Origin of the sequence: Streptomyces violaceusniger Tu 4113, from assembly GCF_000147815.2 — a bacterium.
Taxonomy (GTDB): Bacteria; Actinomycetota; Actinomycetes; order Streptomycetales; family Streptomycetaceae; genus Streptomyces; species Streptomyces violaceusniger_A.
This window is the reverse complement of the sequence record NC_015957.1, coordinates 5,504,789-5,523,328: the sequence shown is the minus strand read 5'-3', so window position 1 is coordinate 5,523,328 and position 18,540 is coordinate 5,504,789. Positions and strand designations below refer to the sequence as shown.

Genomic DNA, 18,540 nt, shown 5'->3' with positions numbered 1-18,540 from the left:
ACGTACGGTCCTGCGCCCGCGCCGCCTACTCCAGGCCGGACGCTCCCAGGATCCCCCGGGTGGCCGTGTCGTCGAGTCGCCGGCCCAGTAGCAGCAGGATCTCCGTGCCGTGCCGCAACGTACCGCGTTCGAGGGAGCGCCGCGCACCGGTGTCCAGCTCATGCCAGAGCAGGGGATCCGCGACCAGGACGCGCAGGTCGAGCGTCACCCGGCGGCCGTAGATGTCCCACAGGCGGGTGGCGATCCGGCCGTCCTGCCACACCCCGGCCAGGGGTGTCGGTGCGCACCCGGCGGACACGTACGAGGCCGCGTACCGTCAGCCAGCCACCGCCCGCCGTCACCCCCGGTGGCCGCAGCACGGTGAACACCACCACCGCGAGCAGCGCCCACGGATCGGCCCATCCCACGGTGAGCCCGCCCGAGGCCCAGTCGAGCAGCGTCGTCACCCCGCCGAACGCCAGCGCGAGACACACCGCCCACCGCCCGCCGCACGCGGACGGCCGCCACGGGGCGTCCGGGCGGGCCCGCCCATCAGCCGTTCCATACGGGCACGCTAAGCGGGCACAGGACGGATGGAACGCACCCTGACGCGCCCTGACGCTCCTCTTACGCCGCCGGGATGACCTTCAACGGGACTTTGGCGCTCCGCCGGAGCCTCCGTCGGTGTGAAGGTGGCCGGACCCGACGCAGCCGGTCCGGCCACCCCATCTCACGCGGTGAGTTCCTTGTGGATGCGGTTCAGCATGAAGGCGGAGGACTCCCGGGCCCGCTCCTCCCAGGCGAAGACACAGGCGGTGGCCACGCCGTCGAAGTTCAGCTCGCGGAGGGTGCCGAAGAAGGTGTCCCAGTCGACTTCGCCCTGGCCGACGTCCAGGTGCTGGTGGATGCGGGCGGGGGTGCCGGGCGGGTTGAGGATGTAGCGCAGGCCGGAGGAGCCCTTGTGGTTGAAGGAGTCCGCGATGTGCACATGCTGGAGCTTGTCGCCCGCGTAGCGCATCATTGCCGCGATGTCCGCCGTCGGCTCGGCGCCGGAGAGGTGGAAGGTGTGCGGAGCGCAGTAGAGGTAGTTCACCCAGGGCTTGTTGATGGCGCGGACCAGGTCGACGGCGGGAGTGTTCTCCTCGCAGAAGTCGTCCGGGTGGGCTTCGAGGTTGAGGGCGATGCCCTCGCGTTCGAAGAGCGGCAGCAGTTCCTCCAACGAGCGCCAGAAGGCGGCCTCGCTCTCGGCGGCGCGCTCCGGGCGGCCGTTGAACTCCGAGTTCATCAGCGGGCACTCGAGGTCGGCGGTGATCTCGATCATCCGCTTCCAGTAGCGGACGGCAGTCTGCCGCTCGGTCTCGTCGGGCGAGGACCACTTGTACAGCGGCAGCACGGAGGAGAGCTGGACACCATGCGTGCGCAGGGCCTGCTTCAGCGCCGCGACGCGCTCGTCGTCCGCCCGGGGATGGAGGAAGAACGGCATGAAGTCGTCGCGCGGGGACAACTCGATGTGGCTGTAGCCGAGTTCGGCGACCGTGCGCACCATCTCGTCGAGCGGCAGCGCGCGGAGCATGTAGGGGTCGAGTGCGATCTTCACGAGGTGGCTCCGTAGAGGACGGGTCGGGGCTTCATATCAACGGTGATGACCTCGCCACCCGACTCCAGGGACTGGACGGCGGCGTCGGTGATGACGGTGGCGGCGTAGCCGTCCCAGGAGGACGGGCCGGTGGGCTCGGCGCCCGCCGTGACGGCGGCGACCCACTCGCCGAACTCGGTGTCGAAGGCATCGCCGAACCGGCCCTTCCAGTCCTGCAGTACGGCGGTGCCGTGCCGCCCGGCGGTACGGATGCCGACGGCCGCCGGGTCCGGCAGTCTGACCAGGCCGTCCTCGCCCACGGTCTCGCACTGGATGTCATAGCCGTACTGGCAGTTGACGAAGACCTCCAGGTCGATGCGGACACCGTTCGCCGTCTCGAAGAGCATGATCTGCGGATCCTTGAGGTGGCCGAACCGTTTGCCGGTGGCGCGCGGGGTGATCACCTGGACCGAGCTGATCTCGTCGTCGAGCAGCCAGCGCAGTACGTCGATCTCGTGGACGGCCGTGTCCTGGGCCGCCATCGCGGAGACATAGCTGTCCGGCACGGTCGGGTTGCGATGCGCGCAGTGCACGATGAGCGGAGTGCCGATGGCGCCCGAGGTGAGCACGTCCTTCATCTGGCGGTAGCCGACGTCGAAACGGCGCATGAAACCGACCTGGACGAGGCGGCGGCCGTGGGCGCGTTCGGCCTCCACGATGCGCAGACAGTCCTCGGCGGTGGTGGCGAGCGGCTTCTCGCAGAACACCGGCTTGCCCACCGCGATGGCGTTCAGTACGTGCTCCGCGTGGGTGGGGCCCCAGGAGGTGACGAGGACGGCGTCCACATCGGGGGAGTGGATCAGGTCGCTGCCGGTGGGCAGTGCGGTGGCGCCGACGCGGGTGGCGACCTCGGTGGCGCGGGCCTGGTCGATGTCGGTCACGGCGGTGACCGTGGCACCGGTGATGACCTCGGTGAGTCGCCGGATGTGGTCCTGGCCGATCATTCCGGCGCCGATGACACCTATATGTACGGTCATGGTTGATTCCTTCAGGAGCGGGATCAGGAGCGGGATCAGGGGCGGGGTCAGGAGCGGATTCAGGCGCGGGGTCAGGAGAAACGTGTCCGGAGCTCGGCTTCGAGGACTTCGAGCGTGCGGCCCTTGGTCTCGGGGACGTAGAGCTTGACGAAGGTGAGGGAGAGCAGGCCCGCCACCACGAAGAGGAAGAAGGTGTTGGAGATCCCGATCCCGGAGACCAGGGACGGGAAGACCAGACCGATCACGAAGTTGGTCAGCCACAGCACCACGGCCGCGACACCCATGCCGAAGCCGCGCATCCGCATGGGGAAGATCTCCGAGAGCATCAGCCAGGTCACCGGGGAGATCGCGCCCTGCTGGAAGGCGAGGAAGGTGATGGTCATGGCAAGCACCGCGTACGCGCGCCCGTCGCCCGAGGGCAGCACCAGGGAGAAGACGCCGATCAGCAGCAGGGCGGAGGTGGTGCCGAGCTGGCCGGTCATCAGCATCGGGCGGCGGTTGACACGGCCCAGCAGCCAGATGCCCACGAACGTGGCCAGTACCGAGATCACACCGTTGGCGATGTTCGCCGTCAGCGCGCTGTCCGCGGCGAAGCCGGCGTCGGTGAGGATCTGCGTGCCGTAGTACATGATCGTGTTCACGCCGGTGATCTGCTGCACGATCGCGATGCCGAAGCCGGTGAACATCAGCTTGCGCACCCACGGCGTGGCCCTCATGTCCTGCCAGCCGCCGAGTTTCTGCTGCTCCTCCTTGATGGCGAGCGCGGACACCTCACTCAGCTCGGCCTCGGCCCGCTGCCGGGAGCGGACTTGCTTGAGAACGCCGAGCGCGTCGGTGAACCGGCTCTGGGAGGCCAGCCAGCGCGGGCTCTCCGGCATGACCAGCATGCCGAACCACAGCACGACGGCCGGAATTGTGGCCAGCACCAGCATCCAGCGCCAGACGCCGCCCGACTCGCCGCCCACCTGGGCGATGATCGCGTTGGAGGTGAAGGCCAGCAACTGGCCGCTCACAATCATGAGTTCATTGCGGGTGACCAGGGCTCCGCGCCGTTCGGCGGGCGAGATCTCCGCGAGGTAGACCGGTACGGTCACCGACGCTCCGCCGACCGCGAGGCCGAGGACGAACCGCGCCACGACCATGACCGCGGTGGTCGGGGCGAGGGTGCAGCCGAGCGCGCCGATGAAGAACAGCACGGCCAGGGCGAGGATGGTGTGCCGCCGTCCGCGTGCGTCCGACAGCCGGCCGCCGGTGACCGCGCCGAGCGCGGCACCCAGGAGGAGCGAGCTGGTGACCATGCCCTCGGTGACCGGGGTGAGGCCCAGGTCGTCGGTCATATAGGGCAGCGCGCCATTGATGACGCCGGTGTCGTAGCCGAAGAGAAGACCGCCGAAGGTGGCGACGACCGTGATGATCCGCAGCCGCCGGGAGACCGCCCGCGGAGCGGGGTCCGTGATGGCGGTGGCTGGTGTGGGGGCCTGTGTCGCGTCGTCCCTGACGTCCATGGCCGCCTCCTGCCGGTTCGAGGGGAGGGGGAACGGTCTAGCGCGCTCTACTAGCGCGCTCTAGGCGAGTACGATGGCCCCTGTCCGAATGTCATGTCAATAGCTTGTTGCCGGGGGGTTTCGCGACTGCCCGTAAGGTGGGCGGCATCGGAGGGTGGTCACAGGTGGATGGATCGGGCAAGCAGCGGCCCACCATGGCGGACGTCGCGGAGCGGGCGGGCGTGTCCCGGGCACTCGTCTCCATCGTCTTCCGCGATCAGCCGGGAGCGAGCCCGCAGACCCGCGACCGCGTGCTGCGCGTCGCCGACGAGATCGGCTACCGGCTCGACAGCGCGGCCCGCCTGCTGGCTCGCGGCCGCAGCCGCACGCTCGGCGTGATGTTCACCGTTCGCCAGCCCTTCCATGCCGACCTCGTCGAGGGCATCTACCCCGAGGCCGAGCGGCTCGGCTACGACGTCCTGCTCTCCGCGACCGCTCAGGGGCGCGGCGAGGCCAAGGCCGTCGAGGCGCTGCTCGGTCACCGCTGCGAGGCGGTGATCCTGCTCGGGCCCGACGCGCAGCCCGCGGACATCGACGCGCTGGGACACCGCACGGTCACCGTCTCCGTCGGCCGCCGGGTCCCCCACGCCCGCGTCGACAGCGTGCACACGGCCGAGGGCAAGGGCGTACGGCAGGCCATGGAGCACCTCGTCGAACTGGGCCACCGCCGGATCGTGCACATCGACGGCGGCCGCGGACCGGGCTCGGCCGAACGCCGCCGCGCCTACCGTGCGGCGATGCGCCGTCATGGCCTGGAGCCGGAACTGCGGGTGATCCCCGGCAACCACACCGAGCAGTCCGGCATCGAGACGGGGCGACTGCTGCTGGACGAGCGCGACCACGGCCGGCCCCTGCCGACGGCGGTCCTCGCGGGCAACGACCGTTGTGCGATGGGGCTGTTGATGACCCTGACCCAGGCGGGCGTCGACGTCCCGCGCGACCTGTCCGTCGTGGGCTACGACGACAGTCACCTCTCTCATCTGATGCCGATCGGCCTGACCACGGTCCGCCAGGACGCGGTGCTCATGGCCGAGCACGCGGTGCGGTTCGCGGTGGAGCGGCTGGAGGGCACGGCGCCGGAGCCGCGGGAGGCGGTGCTGGACCCGAAGCTGACGGTACGGGGCACCAGCGGACCGCCCCCGGAGAGCGTCGGCGCGGAAAATCGGTAAACGCCTCAGGTGCTGGAGTCACGGCGGGCCGCGGTGATCCACGGCGGCCCTAGGTCAAAGGGCTCGTCATCGACCCGTAGTGGCGGGCGGCCCGGGGACGTTCACAGCTTTTCGAAGGGGTCGTGTGCGGCGAGCAGCTTGTCCACCCGCGCCTGGTCGACCCGGCTGACGATCTGCCCGGCCTCCTGCCGGTCCCGGATCACCTTGGCCAGGGTGAACGCGGACGTCACCAGGTAGAGCACGGAGATGGCCAGGAAGCCGCGCACCCAGGCGTCGGCGCTCAGCTGGAAGATACCGACGGCGGTGGCGGCCATGGCGACGGCGAAGGAGGCGACCGCCTGGCCGTAGAACGCGGCCGTGCTCTGCTGCTTGACCGGTGTCTCACTCATGCGGACAAGAATCGGCGGATGCGGCGGTCCCCGCATCCGTCCGGATACTCAGAAGGTACTCAGAAATCGGGCGTTGTCGTCGGCCCGCCTGGGCCGGGCCGCGGGCCCCGGGCCCTTGTCGCTGTCGTTCACCGCGCCGCTCCCTTCCGCTGCCGGGCTTGCCAAGCGGAACGGCGTTCCGTATCGTTTACCGGAGCGAGGTTCCGTTTGCTTATGTGTCAGAGCGGGACCCGGCGACCACGCCACCCATGGCCACCACGCTTCCGCATCCTTCCGGAGGTTGGCCGGCCAGAAGCTGTTCCGCTTGAACCTCGGCAGCGCGCCCAGGTGCCGCTGCCGGTGCCGAAAGGACCGACGGCTCCATGTCACACACACCCCCGCCCCGTTTCGGGATCATGACCGCCCCCATGCAGGTCGACTACCACGACATCCTGCGGGTCTGGCGCGAGGCGGACACCATCCCGGAGATCGAGCACGCATGGGTCTTCGACCACCTCATGCCGATCGGCGGCGACCCGGACGGACCGGCCTACGAAGGCTGGACGCTGCTCTCGGCCCTCGCCGCCCACACCCGTCGACTCCGGTTCGGCCTGCTGGTGACCAGCAACCGGTTCCGGCCGCCCGCAATGCTGGCCAAGATCGCCACGACCGTCGACATCGTCTCCGACGGTCGGCTGGAGTTCGGCATCGGCGTCGGCTCACGGCCCGGTCACCCCCTGGCCCGGCGTGAGTACGCGGCACACGGCCTGCCCTTCCACGACACCGCGCACGCCGTGGGCAGTCTCGCCGAAGCCTGCACGGTGATCCGGCGGCTATGGACCGAGGAGAAGCCGTTCGACTTCCACGGCACCTATCACCAGCTCACCGGAGCGTTCGGCAACCCCAAGCCCGTCCAGCGCCCCCACCCGCCGATCACCATCGGCGGACGCTCGTCCGCGACGCTGCGCGTGGTGGCCGAGCACGCGGACGTGTGGAACATGCCCGGCGGCGAGATCGCCGACGCCATCAACCGCAGCGCACTGCTGGACCGCTACTGCGCCGAGATCGGCCGCGACCCCGCCTCGATCACCCGCTCGATCGTCCTGTCCGTCTCCTACGACCAGCCCGGCGTCACCCGGGCCGCGATCGCGGAGGCCATCGACGCCGGCTTCTCGCACATCATTCTCGGCCTGGCGGCGCCCTACCCCGCCGATGTCGCGCGGTGGGTCACCGACGAGCTCATCAGCGCGTCGGCCTAGCGGTTCTCAACCGGCATCCGTACGGACCCGGGTGAGCGCGGCGACCGCCTCCCGCGGATCGTCCGCGTGAAACCGGAGCGTACGGGCGAAGCCCTCCGCGCCGAGCGGTCGCACGTACTTCACCGGTTGCGTCAGCTCCACCGTCACCGTGGTCTGGCTGCCCACTGCGAGGTCGAGCACCCCGTCCGCGCTCACCCGCACCAGCCGCCCGTCGGGGTAGCGCCGGTCGACCCGGGCGGTGGCGATGGCGGTGGCCGGAACCCGCAGGTCGAACAGTGCGCCGTAGCGTATGCGCAGCGAGCCGTCCGGCCCCACGATGTGCGGCCGGACCACGCAGGCCGCGTGCAGGGCGAGGATCAGCACCACCCCGTACACGTCGATGACGAGCAGGACCGCGTGCACGGCCGGCCATGGGATCACCATCGCCAGCGCGACCGTCTCGATGACCGAGACGAAGACCATCGCGTACATCATGGCCGTCTGGGGTCCGGTGTAGGCGAAGGCCAGCGCCCCCTCGGGGATCTGGTGGCGGCGGCGCAGCACCCATAGGGCGAGGCTGTGCAGGGCCCGGATCTCGTGTGCGAGGAGTCGGCGCACGACCACCGGGACCAGGGTGTGCAGCGTGCCTCTCACCCGCGCCGTCGCCCGCGCGATCCGCGGACTCATGACGCCCTCCTGTCGTGCAGCCGGGCGGTCATCTGCTCCATCACCCGGCGGACCACCTCGGCCTGGGCGGGCGAGTAGTCGGCGAGAAGCGCCTGCTCGAAGCCGGTCGCCGTCGGGCCGTCCTCCGGGATGGCCGCCAGCAGCTCGTCCGGTACGGCGGCGACGAGGTCGTCGGCCAGCGCCGCGATCCGCGGATCGTCGGCCTCTGCCCCGTCCAGTTCGTCCAGCCGCTCGTACAGGGGGAGTATGGCGGGGTCCTCGGCCAGTGGCCGCAGCGCCGCGTACACCGCGTCCCCGCCGACGATCCCGTCCATCAGGATCAGATGCTCGCGATCCTTGGCGGCGGCCGGCGAGGTGGTGGCGGGCGCACCCTTCAGGAGCTCGATGAGCGCGGGGGAGAGCGGCGCGTCCGGCGTGAGCGGGCCCTGCAGAAGAGCCTTGAGGACCCTGCGGCGCTGCTGGATCTCGTGTTCCTGGCGTGCGAGGTCGGCATCCAACTCGCCCAGCACTTCGGCCAGTTCACGCCCGGCGTCGTCCGCGAGGACGTCCCGCACCTCGTCCAGGGCGAGCCCGAGCTCGGTCAGCCGCCGGATCCGGGCCAGCAGGATGGCGTCCCTGAGGCTGTAGACACGGTATCCATTGGCCCGCCGCTGGGGCTCGGGCAGCAGGCCGATGTGGTGGTAGTGCCGCACGGTCCGGGAGGTGACTCCGACCAGCGCGGCGATTTCTCCGATGCGCATGGTGCCAGTAGAAACCCTGCCGCTGCGGCAAGGTCAAGCGCGGCCGTGGCCTGCCCGCGCTCCGCCCGGCGGGCCCTCGACGGCGCCGATATCAAGGTGGCCGCGGTAGAGCGGGGCGCCCCGGTGGTCACGGCCGCCGTTGTCCGGGACGACAGTGCCGTTGCCGATCAGCGGTGAGCCCGGCCGGGGAGCGAAGCCCAGCGCGGTGCGCAGCCGCGGGCCGCTGTCGGGGGTGCCGTACGGCCCGGACACCGCCGGGTTCACGAACAGCGGGTCGCCCGTGCGCGCGGTGGTGTCGGTGGCGGGAACGGGCAGCGGGGCACCGCCGTGGAAGTTGTTGGCGTAGCGGATGGTCGGGCTGGTGGTCAGGCTCGCGTCGGCGACCGCCGAGGAGAAGGCGTTGTCGTGCAGGTCGTAGCGCGCGTTCAGGGAGGAGCCGTAGCCGTGGACGAGGTACCGGCTCGCCGGATTGTGCACCGAGTTGTTGTATACCTCGGCCGATGCGGCCCGGTCGGAGTGCAGATAGAGCGGATACCGGGAATTCCCGCTCAGGATGTTGTACCGCACCACGACATTGCCGAAGGAGAACTGGCACAGCAGAATGCCATCGCCGTTGTCGTGCACGAAGTTGTACTGGATCCGCGCTGCAACGCGATGTATCCGACGAATGTGCGCGGGGCAGTGGTCGACCACAATGTGGTCGACCGGGCGGGGACCTCCGGGCATCGAGGCGTACTACGCGGACGATGTCGTGGTGCAGCGCAATGAGGTGTACCGGACGGAGCAGAAGGCCGGGGGCGCCGACTCCAACGGCATTGACGCCGACAAGGGCACCACGCGGGGGCCGTTGCTCTCGTCCGGTCGTCCGGCGGCGACCCGTGTAGGGGGCAACGGCACGGTAGCGTAAGGAGGTCGAAATACGGTCAGGTGCGGTGAGAGCGCACATCCGGGGAAACAGTGAGGGAGCGTTATGCGGCACGAGATCAGCCCCGAGCCCATACTTCAGGTCGGGCTCGGCTTCATGGCGTCGAAGGCACTGCTCACCGCGGTGGAACTGGATCTGTTCTCGCAGCTCGCGGAGGGCCCCCGCACAGGCGGTGACCTGGCCGAGGAGCTCGGGCTGCATCCCCGCGGCGCCGTCGACTTCCTCGACGCGCTGGTCGCCCTCGGATTCCTGGAGCGATCCGGCGGCGCGTACCGCAACAGCCCGTCCGCCGACGCCTTTCTCGACCGGAAGAAGGCCACGTATGTCGGCGGCATCCTGGAGATGGCCAACGTCCGGCTGTATCCCTTCTGGGGGTCGCTCACCGAGGCGCTGAGAACAGGCGAACCGCAGAACGAGCACAAGCACGGCGGCGACGTATTCGACGCCATCTACCGGGACCAGGAGGGCCTCGAGGGATTCCTGCACGGAATGACCGGGCTCAGCATGGGCAAGGCACTGGTGATGGCCGAGCGGTTCCCCTGGGCCGAGTATCGGACGGTGCTGGACGTCGGGGGAGCGGTGGGCTGCCTTCCGGTGGCGGTGGCCCAGCGTCATTCCCATATGAGCGGCGGTGTCTTCGAGCTGCCCCGGGTGCGGCCCGTCTTCGAGAAGTACGTGGCGTCCTTCGGTCTGGAGGACCGGCTCACGTTCCACGGAGGCGACTTCTTCACCGACGACCTGCCCGGCGCCGATGTCATCGTGCTGGGCCAGATCCTGCACGGCTGGGGTCTGGAGGAGAAGCGGCTGCTGCTTGAAGAAGGCGTACGACGCGCTGCCGGACGGGGGAGCGGTCCTCGTCTACGACGCCATCATCGACGACGACCGCGAGGAGAACACCTTCGGTCTGCTGGCGAGCCTGAACATGCTCATCGAGACCCGGTCCGGCTTCGAGTACACGGCCGCCGACGGCCGCGCCTGGATGACGGAGGCGGGATTCCGCAGCAGCCGGATCGAACCGCTGACGGACGGCTACTCCATGCTGGTGGGAATCAAATAGCCGTCGCACATCCGCCCGGCCCGGTGCCGGAAGCACCCGGTGCCGGAACCACCCGTCGCCGGGCAAACGCTCCCTCGCCCCGAGCCGCTAGGACTTGTCCGGCCGATCATGTGACTGCCTCGTGTCTGAATCGTTGATGTGGCATGGGGCGGGGTGATCTGACGGATGCGGAGTGGGAACGACTGCGGCCGTTCCTGCCGGTCAGCAATGGACGTTGTGGCAGGTGGCGGGATCATCGACAGGTGATCGACGGGATCCTGCACCGCGTGCGCACCGGGGTGCAGTGGCGTGATCTGCCCGAACGGTTCGGACCGTGGAAGACCGTCTATGAACGCCACCGGCTATGGTCGGCCGACGGCACCTGGGAACGCCTGCTGCAGCAGGTCCAAGCCGCGGCCGACGCCGCGGGCGACATCGACTGGGACCTGGCGGTCGACTCGACCATCGTGCGCGCTCATCAGCACGCGGCCGGTGCTCGCACAGATCCGCCGCCGGCAGCCGCGTCAAAGGGGGCCGAAACAGCAGAACACCAGGACGAGCCTCCGTGGCAGAGCCTGCTCGCCCGGCTGGTGGAGGTGGTGCAGGAGGTGAGGGACTGGGCCGCTCGCGCGGCGGACTCACGAGCAAGCTCCACCTGAGCGCCGACGGCCGCTGCCGCCCGCTGTCCCTGATTGTCACCGGTGGACAGCGGGCGGACTGCACCCAGTTCCAGCCGGTGCTGGAGAAGATCCGCGTTCCACGGCCGGGGCCGGGCAGACCGCGCACAAAGCCCGACAGCCTCGCCGCTGACAAGGCCTACAGCAACGGGCCCTGCCGCGACTACCTGCGACGACGGGGCATCCGGCACATCATCCCGGAGAAGTCCGACAGTCAGGCCGCCCGCCTGCGTAAAGGCTCACGCGGCGGACGGCCACCCGGCTTCGACGAGGAACGGTACAAGAAGCGCAACACGGTCGAGCGGGCGATCAACAGGTTGAAGCAGTCCCGGGCCGTGGCCACTCGCTACGACAAACGCGGCTACGTCTTCCTCGGCACAGCCACCACAGCCGCGCTGGTCATTTGGCTTCGCACATGATCGCCCGGACAAGTCCTAGAAGCGGTAGCGAAGGATCCGGCCCACATCCCGGAAGCCGGGCAGATGCGCCATCACCCGCATGCTCATCCGGCCGGAGGTGGGCATCTTCTCCACCCCCGGCATGTCCACGCTGCGCACCGCGTCCAGGCAGGTCAGCCCCGGGTACCAGGTCTCGACCTCATGAGGGTCGTCCAGACCCCAGTGGAGTGTGGCGCCCGCGTTGCGCACCGCGGGGACCATCTTCTGGAGCCGGATGCCCAGCGGCCCGTAGACGTCGAAGAGAAGCTGGCCGCTGGGGAACCGCTCGGTGATCCGCTGGATCAGCCGCTTGCCGTCCTCCTTGCGCAGATACATCGTCAGCCCCTCGGCGACGACCACGGTGGGCCGGTCGTCGGGCACCTCGCGCAGCCACGCCTCATCGGTCACGGAGGTGCCGATCATCTCGTAGTTCCCCGACGGCTCGGGAAGCAGCCTCCGCCGCAGATCGATCACCTCGGGGTAGTCGATGTCGAGCCAGCGCACCGACGAGGGCGGGGCGAGGCGCTGTACCCGGGTGTCGAGACCGCAGGCGAGATGGAGCACGGTCGCCTTCTGATGCTCGGCCAGGAACTCCATGGCCCAGTCGTCGAGCTGTTTCGCCCTCAGGGCGATGCCGACCGCGGTCGTGTCCGTCATCCCCGTTTTGCTGAAGTCGTAGGCCACGCGCTCCACCGCCTCGCGGGCCGCGTGGTCGTGCAGGATGGAGTCCGGTGAACGGCTGTCGACCGCCCTGCCGTACAGCGTGGCGAGCAAGGTTTCCTGAGCGCCGCTGAGAGTGATCTTTTCGCGATCCATGGTTCCTCGTCGATGTGGGGGTACCGGACGGAACATTACGCATGGTTGCGCACGGAACGGACAGAACCCGTGTCCGTACGGTCCCACGTTCCCCCGGGCGAAAGCGACCGGCCTCTGGGCCATTCGAGTTCATCCGGCCAACATCAGGGGCCGGGCGTCAGCGACCCTCGTCGTCGCCCCGCGGCAGCCACAGATCGGGCCCGAAGACCTCGTAGTGGATCGCGGAGGGGTGCACACCGCGCTCCAGCAGTTGGGTCCGCACCGACCGCATGAAGGGCAGCGGCCCGCACAGATACGCCTGGACGCCGTTGGGGATCCCGATCCCGGACAGGTCGACGTGGCCGGTGCGCTCGGCCGGCCAGTCGCCATCGGGCCGCTCGTACCACACATGGGCGGTGCCCTGCGCCAGCTTGGTGACCAGCCGTTCCTGGTCGGCGCGCAGGGCGTGGTCGGCGGGGGAGCGGTCGGCGTGGACGGCGATGACCGGGGCCCGATGTCCTCTGGCCGCCAGCTCCTCCAGCATGGCCACGATCGGGGTGCAGCCGATCCCCGCGGAGGCGAGCAGCAGTGGCGCGTCCGTGGCGTCGAGCACCATGTCGCCGTACGGCGCGGAGACGGTGAGCTCATCGCCGTCGTGGACATGGTCGTGCAGATGGCCGGAGACCTCACCGGCCGGGTCCTCGCCGGCGTTCACGCGCTTGACGGAGAAGGTGCGCACCGTGGCGTCGGGGGCGTTGGTCAGGCTGTACTGGCGGATCTGCCGCGCCCCGTCGGCCAGTTCCACCTGCACCGAGACGTACTGGCCCGCCCGGAACGCCGGGGCGGGGCGGCCGTCCGCAGGCCGTATCAGGAAGGTGACCACGTCCGCGGTCTCCCGGGTCCGCTCGATCACATCCCACTGCCGCCAGGTCCCGCCGGCCAGCACCCCCTGCTCCGCGTACAGCCGCCGCTCGGTCTCGATCAGGGCGTTGGCCATCAGCCAGTAGACCTCGTCCCAGGCGGCGATCACCTCCTCGCTGGCAGCGTCGCCGAGCACCTCCGCGATGGCGGCGGACAGATGACGGTGCACCACCGGATACTGCGCGGCGCTCACCCCGAGCGAGGCGTGCTTGTGGGCGATCCGGCTCAGCAGGGTGTCGGGGCGGACTCCCGGCCGCTCCACCAGGGCGGTGGCGCACGCGGCGATCGCGCCCGCGAGAGCCTGCCGTTGCGTGCCCGCGGCCTGGTGGGCCCGGTTGAACAGATTCCGCGGCAGTTCGGGATGGGCCGCGAAGAGCTTCCGGTAGAACAGGTCGGCGATGGTGCCGATGGCCTCACCGACGGCGGGAAGCGTGGCGCGGACGGTCTCGGCGGACTTCTGGGAGAGCATGAGCGGGCCTGACTGGCATCTCAGATTCGTATTCAGCGGCGTAGGTGAACCGGGCATGGCGACCTCCGTGGCATCACGGCTCAGGGGACGGGACCCGGGGTTCGCACCCCGGACGGGGCGGCCTCACGGGGATTGGCCGGGTGCGCGCCCGACCAGCCCCAGCAGCAATGGGCCGGTCGGGGACGCCACCAGATCGTCCACCGTCAGGGGATCGAGCGAGGCGAGGAACGCTTCCTGTGCCCGGCGCAGCGCCATGCGCAGCCGGCACCCCTGCCGTAGTGGACACGGCGTATCTCCCTCGCAGTCGACGACATCGCCGACCCCTTCGAACTCCCGGACAAGCTGCCCGACCGAGGCGGTGCGCCCGGTCGCGGTGAGCGCCAGCCCACCGCCTCGACCGCGCCGTGTCTCGATCAGGCCCAGGTGCTGGAGCCGGGCTGCCACCTTCGCCAGATGGCTGTAGGGCACCTGTAGCTCCCCGGCGACCTGCCGGGCGGTGCAGGGCTCGGCTCCGGTGACTGCCAGTCGCATGATCGTGCGGAGCGCCAGGTCCGTTGACTTCGTCAGCCGCATGACGCCACATTAGGTGAATGCGAATCTGAGATGCCATTTATATGGGTGTGTTCCGGCCATGGCCGCGTGGGGTGTTTCGGCCCCGCGCCGGTCAGGCTTCGTCGGGCGGTCGGCGGCGCAACGCCCGCGTCACCGACCAGGCGACGGACACCATGGGTACCGCCACGATCGCCCCGATCACCCCCGCGACGATGCTTCCGGCGATGACCGAAATCGCCACCACCACCGGATGGAGCCGTACCGCCCAGCTCATCACCAGCGGATGCAGTACATGGCCCTCGAACTGACCGACCGCCACGATCAGCAACAGCACCACGGCCGCGATGGCCGGACCCCGCCCGGCCAGAGCCACGACCGTCGCCACCGCCAGCGCGATCGGCGAACCGATCAGAGGAACGAACGTCGCGAAGAAGACCAGCAGCGTCAGCGGCAGGGCCAGCGGCACCCGCAGCAGGGACAGGGCGATGCCGACCAGGGCCGCGTTGGAGGCCGCCACGACGATGATGCCCCGGGTGTATCCGGCGAAGGTGGTCCACGCCGCCCGCGCCGCCCGGTCCCACGGAGACCGGGCGCGCTCGGGGAGCTGGCCCCGGAACCACCGCCACATCCGGTCCCCGGAATGGATGAAGAAGATCGAACAGAACAGGGCCAGGAACAGCGCCGTGCCCGCCTCCACGACCCGCCCCGCGCTGCTGAGCGCCCTGCTGATCAGCGTCGCGCGATGTCGCGACACAAAGGAGGTGACCTTGTCGTGGGTCCCCGACAGCACGCCGCGCCGGACATGGAACGGCGGCCCCTCCAGCCACCGCTCGATCCGGCTGATCCCGCCGCGCAGCTCACCCACGAGCCGGCCCGCCTCCCCGGCCGCCGCGTTTCCCACCAGCGCCAGCAGCCCGAGCACCACGAACAGCGTGCCGAACACCGCCAGCGCCACCGCCAGCGGTCTCGGGAGAACGCGCGCCAGCAGATCGGCCAGCGGCCGCAGCAAGGCGGTGGCCACCAGCGCGAGAAACACCGCGACCGCGACGAGCTCGAACTGCCCCAGCACCGAGAACGCCAGATAGACGGCCACTCCGATGACCATCAGCCGCCATGCGTAGGCGGTGGCCAGGCGCAGCCCGGGATGGACCCGCCCGTCCTCGTCCCCGGCCCGGCGCACCGCCGCCGCCAGGGCCGCGGAGCCGGAGTGGCGGGCCCGCGCCACCGCCCGCGAGGCCCGCCCCGCGGGGCCGCCGGTGACACCACGCCGAGCGCGTCTCGCCCGCCCTTTCGGTCGCTCGGGCGGGGGAGGAGCGTCGCTGCTCACGTCGTCGCCACCGCCTTCCGTGTCCCGGTCCCGCACGGCGGAAGAGAAGGGTGATTAATCCCCATACGTACAGATTCAATCAGGGTGGCTGTCCGAGCGCCGGAACACCTCTGCCCGGCGCGGCGGCCCCACCCCGCCCCCTGCCGTTCCGCACCGGTGCCTGCATAAGATCGCCCTGGTCACCCCTCGGCAAGGAGTCGCTCATGGCATACGACATCACCGCCATCCGCGCACAGTTCCCCGCACTGAAGGCCGGATCGGCCCACTTCGACGGGCCCGGGGGCACCCAGACCCCCCTCCCCGTCATCGAGGCCATCACCGACGCGCTGGGCAACCCGCTGGCCAACCGAGGCCGGCTCACCGCGGGGGAGCGCAACTCCGAGGCCCTCGTCCAGTCGGCTCGGCAGGCCATGGCCGATCTGCTCGGCTCCGACCCGGCCGGGGTGGTCTTCGGGCGCAGCGCCACCGCCCTCACCTACGACTTCTCCCGCACCCTCGCCAAGACCTGGGCACCGGGGGACGAGGTCGTGGTGTCCCGGCTGGACCACGACTCCAACATCCGCCCCTGGATCCAGGCCGCCGAAGCCGCCGGGGCCACAGTGCGCTGGGCCGACTTCGACCCCGCGACCGGCGAACTGACCCCCGACGACATCAGCGCCCAGCTCGGCGGCCGTACCCGGCTGGTCGCGGTCACCGCCGCCTCGAACCTGATCGGCACCCGCCCGGCCATCCCGGAGATCTCCCGGCGGGTGCACGCGGCCGGGGCGCTGCTCTACGTCGACGGCGTGCACTACACCGCCCACGCCCATGTCGACATCCGACAGCTCGGAGCGGACTTCTTCTGCTGCTCCCCCTACAAGTTCTTCGGCCCCCACCTCGGCGTCCTGGCGAGCCGGCCCGAGCTCCTGGAGACCCTGGCCCCGGACAAGCTGCTTCCCTCGACGAACGCCGTCCCCGAGCGCTTCGAATTCGGCACCCTGCCCTACGAATTCCTCGCCGGCACCCGCGCCGCCGTCGACTTCCTCGCCACCCTGGCCCCCGGCGCCGAAGGCAGCCGGAGGGAGCGGCTGGCGTCGTCGTTCACGGCCCTCGAACAGTACGAGGCCACCCTTCGCCGGCGCATCGACGAGGGCCTGGCCGCCCTCGACCCGATCACCATCCACTCCCGGGCGGCGGACCGCACCCCGACCGTGCTGCTGACCATCGACGGCCGCGACACCACCGACGCCTACCGCCACCTCGCGAGCCGCGGCGTCGACGCCCCCTCCGGCTCCTTCTACGCGGTGGAGGCATCCCGCAGGCTGGGCCTGGGCGACACCGGCGGCCTGCGCATCGGCCTGGCCCCCTACAACAGCGCCGAGGACGTGGACCGATTGCTGGAGGCGCTCTCGGACTTCCTGCGCACGCCGGCCCCACGCGAATGAGTCACCCGGCGATCAGAGGCCGGTCGACGGATCATGGCAATGAGCGGAGGTCTCGAACCTCTTCCTGGAAGCGGGGAATGCTCGCCAACCCATTGGCGCAGATCAGGCTCCTCCACTGGGGATCGCGCCCCGCGGCGAACTGCAGGCCGAGCATCGCTCCCCAGGAGTGGCCATAGACGTGCGGCCGTTCCAGGCCGATTGGTGGATCACCGAAACTCCAAAGCCGTGAATCCGCAAAAGTAAGGCTTGATTTGCCTGGTCACGTCGGGCAGGACCGACAAGGGTCCTTCGGCAGGTGGTGGTGTTCGCCTGGATGTTCCCGTGGGGGCGGTATTGGGGCCGGGGCGGTGCGACGGGCAGGCTCGTGGGTGCTGTGCCTGCGTCGTTCGGGAAGGGGTCTTCAGTGGCCGATGTGTTACCGCGTGGCGATCGGCTGCCGTCGTTGACGGGTCTTCGCTTTCTGCTGGCCGGGGTGGTGCTGGCGGGCCATGTGCTGACGCTGGGCAGATTCTTCGAGGACCAGGGGGTCTATGAGGCCGCCGATGCCTCGTCCATGGCGAGCGCGGCGGCGGTCTCCTCCTTCTTCCTCCTCAGTGGTTTTGTGCTGGCGTGGAACGCGTCTCCGGCCGACACCGCCCTCCGGTTCTGGCGCCGCCGACTGGTGAAGATCTTCCCGAACCATGTGGTGACCTGGACCTTGATGCTGGGCCTGCTCATGGTGACGGGCACCGCCGCCTTGCTTCCGGTGCCGGATCCGGGGTTGGGGGAGGCGGTCCGGAATCTGCTGCTGGTGCACGCCTGGGTTCCGGACATGGCCGATTTCAGCAGTGTCAATCCGGTCACCTGGTCCATCTCATGCGAGGCGTTCTTCTACCTGCTCTTCCCCCTGCTGATCCGGCCGGTGCGTGCGCTCCCGGCACGGCTGCTCTGGCCGGTCATCGCCCTGGTGGCGGGGCTGGTGGTGGCGATGCCGATGGTGGCGATGGCCGTCACCGACGAGGCGGCCCCGGGGAGTTGGTCGCCGCTCTCGACGGAGCGGTGGTGGCTGATCTACTTCTTCCCTCCCGTACGGCTGCTGGAGTTCATCCTCGGAGTGGTGCTCGCCCGGGCGGTCCAACTGGACCGCTGGCCGCCGCTGCGGCCGCACTGGCCGCTGCTCGCCCTGGCCGGAGTCTTCGCCGCACGGCCGCAGTTGCCGGAGGAGTACGTATGGGGAGCGGCCACCTGTCTGCCGGTGGCCGCCCTGATCCCGGTCATCGCCACCCGCGATGTCCAGGGGCACCGGAGCCGGCTGGGGCGACGTGGCCTGGTGGTGCTGGGCGAGGCGTCGTTCGCGCTGTACATGGTCCACTTCCCGGTGCTGTACGCGATCCGGGTGCAGCTGGACCAGCGGACCTTCGACACGGTGACCGCCACGGCGCTGTCCCTCGTGGTGTCGGCGCTGTGTGTGGCGGTGTCGCTGCTGCTGTGGCGCGGTGTCGAGATGCCGATGATGCGCCGTTTCGCCCGCGCCCGCGTCCGTTCCGCGCCGACCGCGCACCCCGCGCCCGGCGGCCAGACCGCACCCATGCCCCAGGAGGACCCCGCCCCATGACCGGGGCCCGGTGCATACCCGCGCGCGGCGGTCGCACGGAACCGC

General features: G+C 70.1%; 19 protein-coding genes. 7 read left to right on the top strand and 12 right to left on the bottom strand.

Annotated features, from left to right (window positions below):
• Positions 1 to 25: 25 nt before the first annotated feature.
• The 4 genes from STRVI_RS54705 to STRVI_RS22910 form a co-directional block, all read right to left on the bottom strand.
• A complete protein-coding gene (locus STRVI_RS54705; RefSeq protein WP_251982719.1) occupies positions 26 to 298 on the bottom strand; it encodes a hypothetical protein in 273 nt (90 codons plus the stop codon).
• 411 nt (positions 299 to 709) lie between these two features.
• Positions 710 to 1,576, bottom strand: a complete 867-nt coding sequence (locus STRVI_RS22920) for a sugar phosphate isomerase/epimerase family protein (protein ID WP_014058010.1) — start codon at positions 1,574 to 1,576, stop codon at positions 710 to 712.
• Positions 1,573 to 2,592 (bottom strand): Gfo/Idh/MocA family protein, encoded by a 1,020-nt coding sequence (locus STRVI_RS22915; RefSeq protein ID WP_014058009.1) that lies wholly within the window; start codon positions 2,590 to 2,592, stop codon positions 1,573 to 1,575. The genes STRVI_RS22920 and STRVI_RS22915 overlap by 4 nt, the downstream gene beginning before the upstream one ends.
• Positions 2,593 to 2,663: 71 nt before the next feature.
• Entirely contained in the window at positions 2,664 to 4,097 is a 1,434-nt protein-coding gene (locus tag STRVI_RS22910) for a sugar porter family MFS transporter (RefSeq protein ID WP_014058008.1), read from the bottom strand.
• Between the two features lie 194 nt (positions 4,098 to 4,291).
• Between STRVI_RS22910 and STRVI_RS22905 the strand changes: the two genes are divergently transcribed.
• Positions 4,292 to 5,305 carry a LacI family DNA-binding transcriptional regulator gene (locus STRVI_RS22905; RefSeq protein ID WP_043236394.1) on the top strand — a complete coding sequence of 338 codons (1,014 nt, stop codon included), beginning with the start codon at positions 4,292 to 4,294 and terminating at the stop codon, positions 5,303 to 5,305.
• A gap of 101 nt (positions 5,306 to 5,406) precedes the next feature.
• Here the strand turns inward: STRVI_RS22905 and STRVI_RS22900 are convergent, their stop codons facing one another.
• Positions 5,407 to 5,694 (bottom strand): YiaA/YiaB family inner membrane protein, encoded by a 288-nt coding sequence (locus STRVI_RS22900; RefSeq protein ID WP_043236392.1) that lies wholly within the window; start codon positions 5,692 to 5,694, stop codon positions 5,407 to 5,409.
• A gap of 362 nt (positions 5,695 to 6,056) precedes the next feature.
• Here STRVI_RS22900 and STRVI_RS22895 point away from each other — a divergent pair, with 362 nt between their 5' ends.
• Positions 6,057 to 6,932 (top strand): LLM class flavin-dependent oxidoreductase, encoded by an 876-nt coding sequence (locus STRVI_RS22895; RefSeq protein ID WP_014058005.1) that lies wholly within the window; start codon positions 6,057 to 6,059, stop codon positions 6,930 to 6,932.
• A gap of 6 nt (positions 6,933 to 6,938) precedes the next feature.
• Here the strand turns inward: STRVI_RS22895 and STRVI_RS22890 are convergent, their stop codons facing one another.
• The 3 genes from STRVI_RS22890 to STRVI_RS22880 are packed head-to-tail and all read right to left on the bottom strand — an operon-like array spanning position 6,939 to position 8,962.
• Positions 6,939 to 7,598 carry a hypothetical protein gene (locus STRVI_RS22890; protein ID WP_014058004.1) on the bottom strand — a complete coding sequence of 220 codons (660 nt, stop codon included), beginning with the start codon at positions 7,596 to 7,598 and terminating at the stop codon, positions 6,939 to 6,941.
• Positions 7,595 to 8,338, bottom strand: coding sequence for a MerR family transcriptional regulator (locus STRVI_RS22885; RefSeq protein ID WP_014058003.1), 744 nt, complete (start codon positions 8,336 to 8,338; stop codon positions 7,595 to 7,597). Before STRVI_RS22885 ends, STRVI_RS22890 begins: the two co-directional genes overlap by 4 nt.
• A 33-nt stretch (positions 8,339 to 8,371) precedes the next feature.
• Entirely contained in the window at positions 8,372 to 8,962 is a 591-nt protein-coding gene (locus tag STRVI_RS22880; protein ID WP_043236389.1) for a hypothetical protein, read from the bottom strand.
• A 70-nt stretch (positions 8,963 to 9,032) separates the two neighbouring features.
• On the opposite strand from STRVI_RS22880, the gene STRVI_RS22875 reads away from it, so the two are divergent.
• The 3 genes from STRVI_RS22875 (at position 9,033) to STRVI_RS48375 (ending at position 11,395) form a co-directional block, all read left to right on the top strand.
• Positions 9,033 to 9,245: a hypothetical protein gene (locus tag STRVI_RS22875; protein WP_043236387.1), complete on the top strand. Its 213-nt coding sequence runs from the start codon at positions 9,033 to 9,035 to the stop codon at positions 9,243 to 9,245.
• A 63-nt stretch (positions 9,246 to 9,308) separates the two neighbouring features.
• The gene (locus STRVI_RS22870; protein WP_435532587.1) at positions 9,309 to 10,457 is read left to right on the top strand and encodes a methyltransferase; all 1,149 of its coding nucleotides are present in this window, start codon (positions 9,309 to 9,311) and stop codon (positions 10,455 to 10,457) included.
• 6 nt (positions 10,458 to 10,463) lie between these two features.
• Positions 10,464 to 11,395, top strand: a protein-coding gene (locus STRVI_RS48375) for an IS5 family transposase (protein ID WP_435532578.1) whose coding sequence is annotated in 2 segments (ribosomal slippage) — positions 10,464 to 10,841 and positions 10,844 to 11,395 — 930 coding nt in all. Because the reading frame shifts where the segments join, the coding sequence is not laid out codon by codon here.
• Between the two features lie 15 nt (positions 11,396 to 11,410).
• Here STRVI_RS48375 and STRVI_RS22855 read toward each other — a convergent pair.
• The 4 genes from STRVI_RS22855 to STRVI_RS22840 form a co-directional block, all read right to left on the bottom strand.
• Positions 11,411 to 12,229 carry a class I SAM-dependent methyltransferase gene (locus STRVI_RS22855; protein WP_014058002.1) on the bottom strand — a complete coding sequence of 273 codons (819 nt, stop codon included), beginning with the start codon at positions 12,227 to 12,229 and terminating at the stop codon, positions 11,411 to 11,413.
• A 157-nt stretch (positions 12,230 to 12,386) separates the two neighbouring features.
• Positions 12,387 to 13,598 (bottom strand): globin domain-containing protein, encoded by a 1,212-nt coding sequence (locus tag STRVI_RS22850; protein WP_043236383.1) that lies wholly within the window; start codon positions 13,596 to 13,598, stop codon positions 12,387 to 12,389.
• Between the two features lie 123 nt (positions 13,599 to 13,721).
• Complete coding sequence (locus STRVI_RS22845) at positions 13,722 to 14,171, bottom strand: RrF2 family transcriptional regulator (protein WP_014058000.1); 450 nt, start codon at positions 14,169 to 14,171, stop codon at positions 13,722 to 13,724.
• Positions 14,172 to 14,262: 91 nt separating this feature from the next.
• Positions 14,263 to 15,477, bottom strand: a complete 1,215-nt coding sequence (locus STRVI_RS22840; RefSeq protein ID WP_106685936.1) for an AI-2E family transporter — start codon at positions 15,475 to 15,477, stop codon at positions 14,263 to 14,265.
• A 203-nt stretch (positions 15,478 to 15,680) separates the two neighbouring features.
• On the opposite strand from STRVI_RS22840, the gene STRVI_RS22835 reads away from it, so the two are divergent.
• Complete coding sequence (locus STRVI_RS22835) at positions 15,681 to 16,901, top strand: cysteine desulfurase-like protein (RefSeq protein ID WP_014057998.1); 1,221 nt, start codon at positions 15,681 to 15,683, stop codon at positions 16,899 to 16,901.
• Positions 16,902 to 17,304: 403 nt separating this feature from the next.
• Complete coding sequence (locus STRVI_RS22830) at positions 17,305 to 18,495, top strand: acyltransferase family protein (protein ID WP_043236380.1); 1,191 nt, start codon at positions 17,305 to 17,307, stop codon at positions 18,493 to 18,495.
• Positions 18,496 to 18,540: the final 45 nt, after the last annotated feature.

Excerpts from the sequence above, each read along its gene's own strand:
- STRVI_RS22915 (WP_014058009.1), bottom strand. The coding sequence starts at position 2,592 with ATGACCGTACATATAGGTGTCATCGGCGCCGGAATGATCGGCCAGGAC.
- STRVI_RS22910 (WP_014058008.1), bottom strand. The coding sequence starts at position 4,097 with ATGGACGTCAGGGACGACGCGACACAGGCCCCCACACCAGCCACCGCC.
- STRVI_RS22905 (WP_043236394.1), top strand. The coding sequence starts at position 4,292 with ATGGCGGACGTCGCGGAGCGGGCGGGCGTGTCCCGGGCACTCGTCTCC.
- STRVI_RS22900 (WP_043236392.1), bottom strand. The coding sequence starts at position 5,694 with ATGAGTGAGACACCGGTCAAGCAGCAGAGCACGGCCGCGTTCTACGGC.
- STRVI_RS22895 (WP_014058005.1), top strand. The coding sequence starts at position 6,057 with ATGTCACACACACCCCCGCCCCGTTTCGGGATCATGACCGCCCCCATG.
- STRVI_RS22890 (WP_014058004.1), bottom strand. The coding sequence starts at position 7,598 with ATGAGTCCGCGGATCGCGCGGGCGACGGCGCGGGTGAGAGGCACGCTG.
- STRVI_RS22885 (WP_014058003.1), bottom strand. The coding sequence starts at position 8,338 with ATGCGCATCGGAGAAATCGCCGCGCTGGTCGGAGTCACCTCCCGGACC.
- STRVI_RS22875 (WP_043236387.1), top strand. The coding sequence starts at position 9,033 with ATGTGGTCGACCGGGCGGGGACCTCCGGGCATCGAGGCGTACTACGCG.
- STRVI_RS22870 (WP_435532587.1), top strand. The coding sequence starts at position 9,309 with ATGCGGCACGAGATCAGCCCCGAGCCCATACTTCAGGTCGGGCTCGGC.
- STRVI_RS22855 (WP_014058002.1), bottom strand. The coding sequence starts at position 12,229 with ATGGATCGCGAAAAGATCACTCTCAGCGGCGCTCAGGAAACCTTGCTC.
- STRVI_RS22850 (WP_043236383.1), bottom strand. The coding sequence starts at position 13,598 with ATGCTCTCCCAGAAGTCCGCCGAGACCGTCCGCGCCACGCTTCCCGCC.
- STRVI_RS22845 (WP_014058000.1), bottom strand. The coding sequence starts at position 14,171 with ATGCGGCTGACGAAGTCAACGGACCTGGCGCTCCGCACGATCATGCGA.
- STRVI_RS22835 (WP_014057998.1), top strand. The coding sequence starts at position 15,681 with ATGGCATACGACATCACCGCCATCCGCGCACAGTTCCCCGCACTGAAG.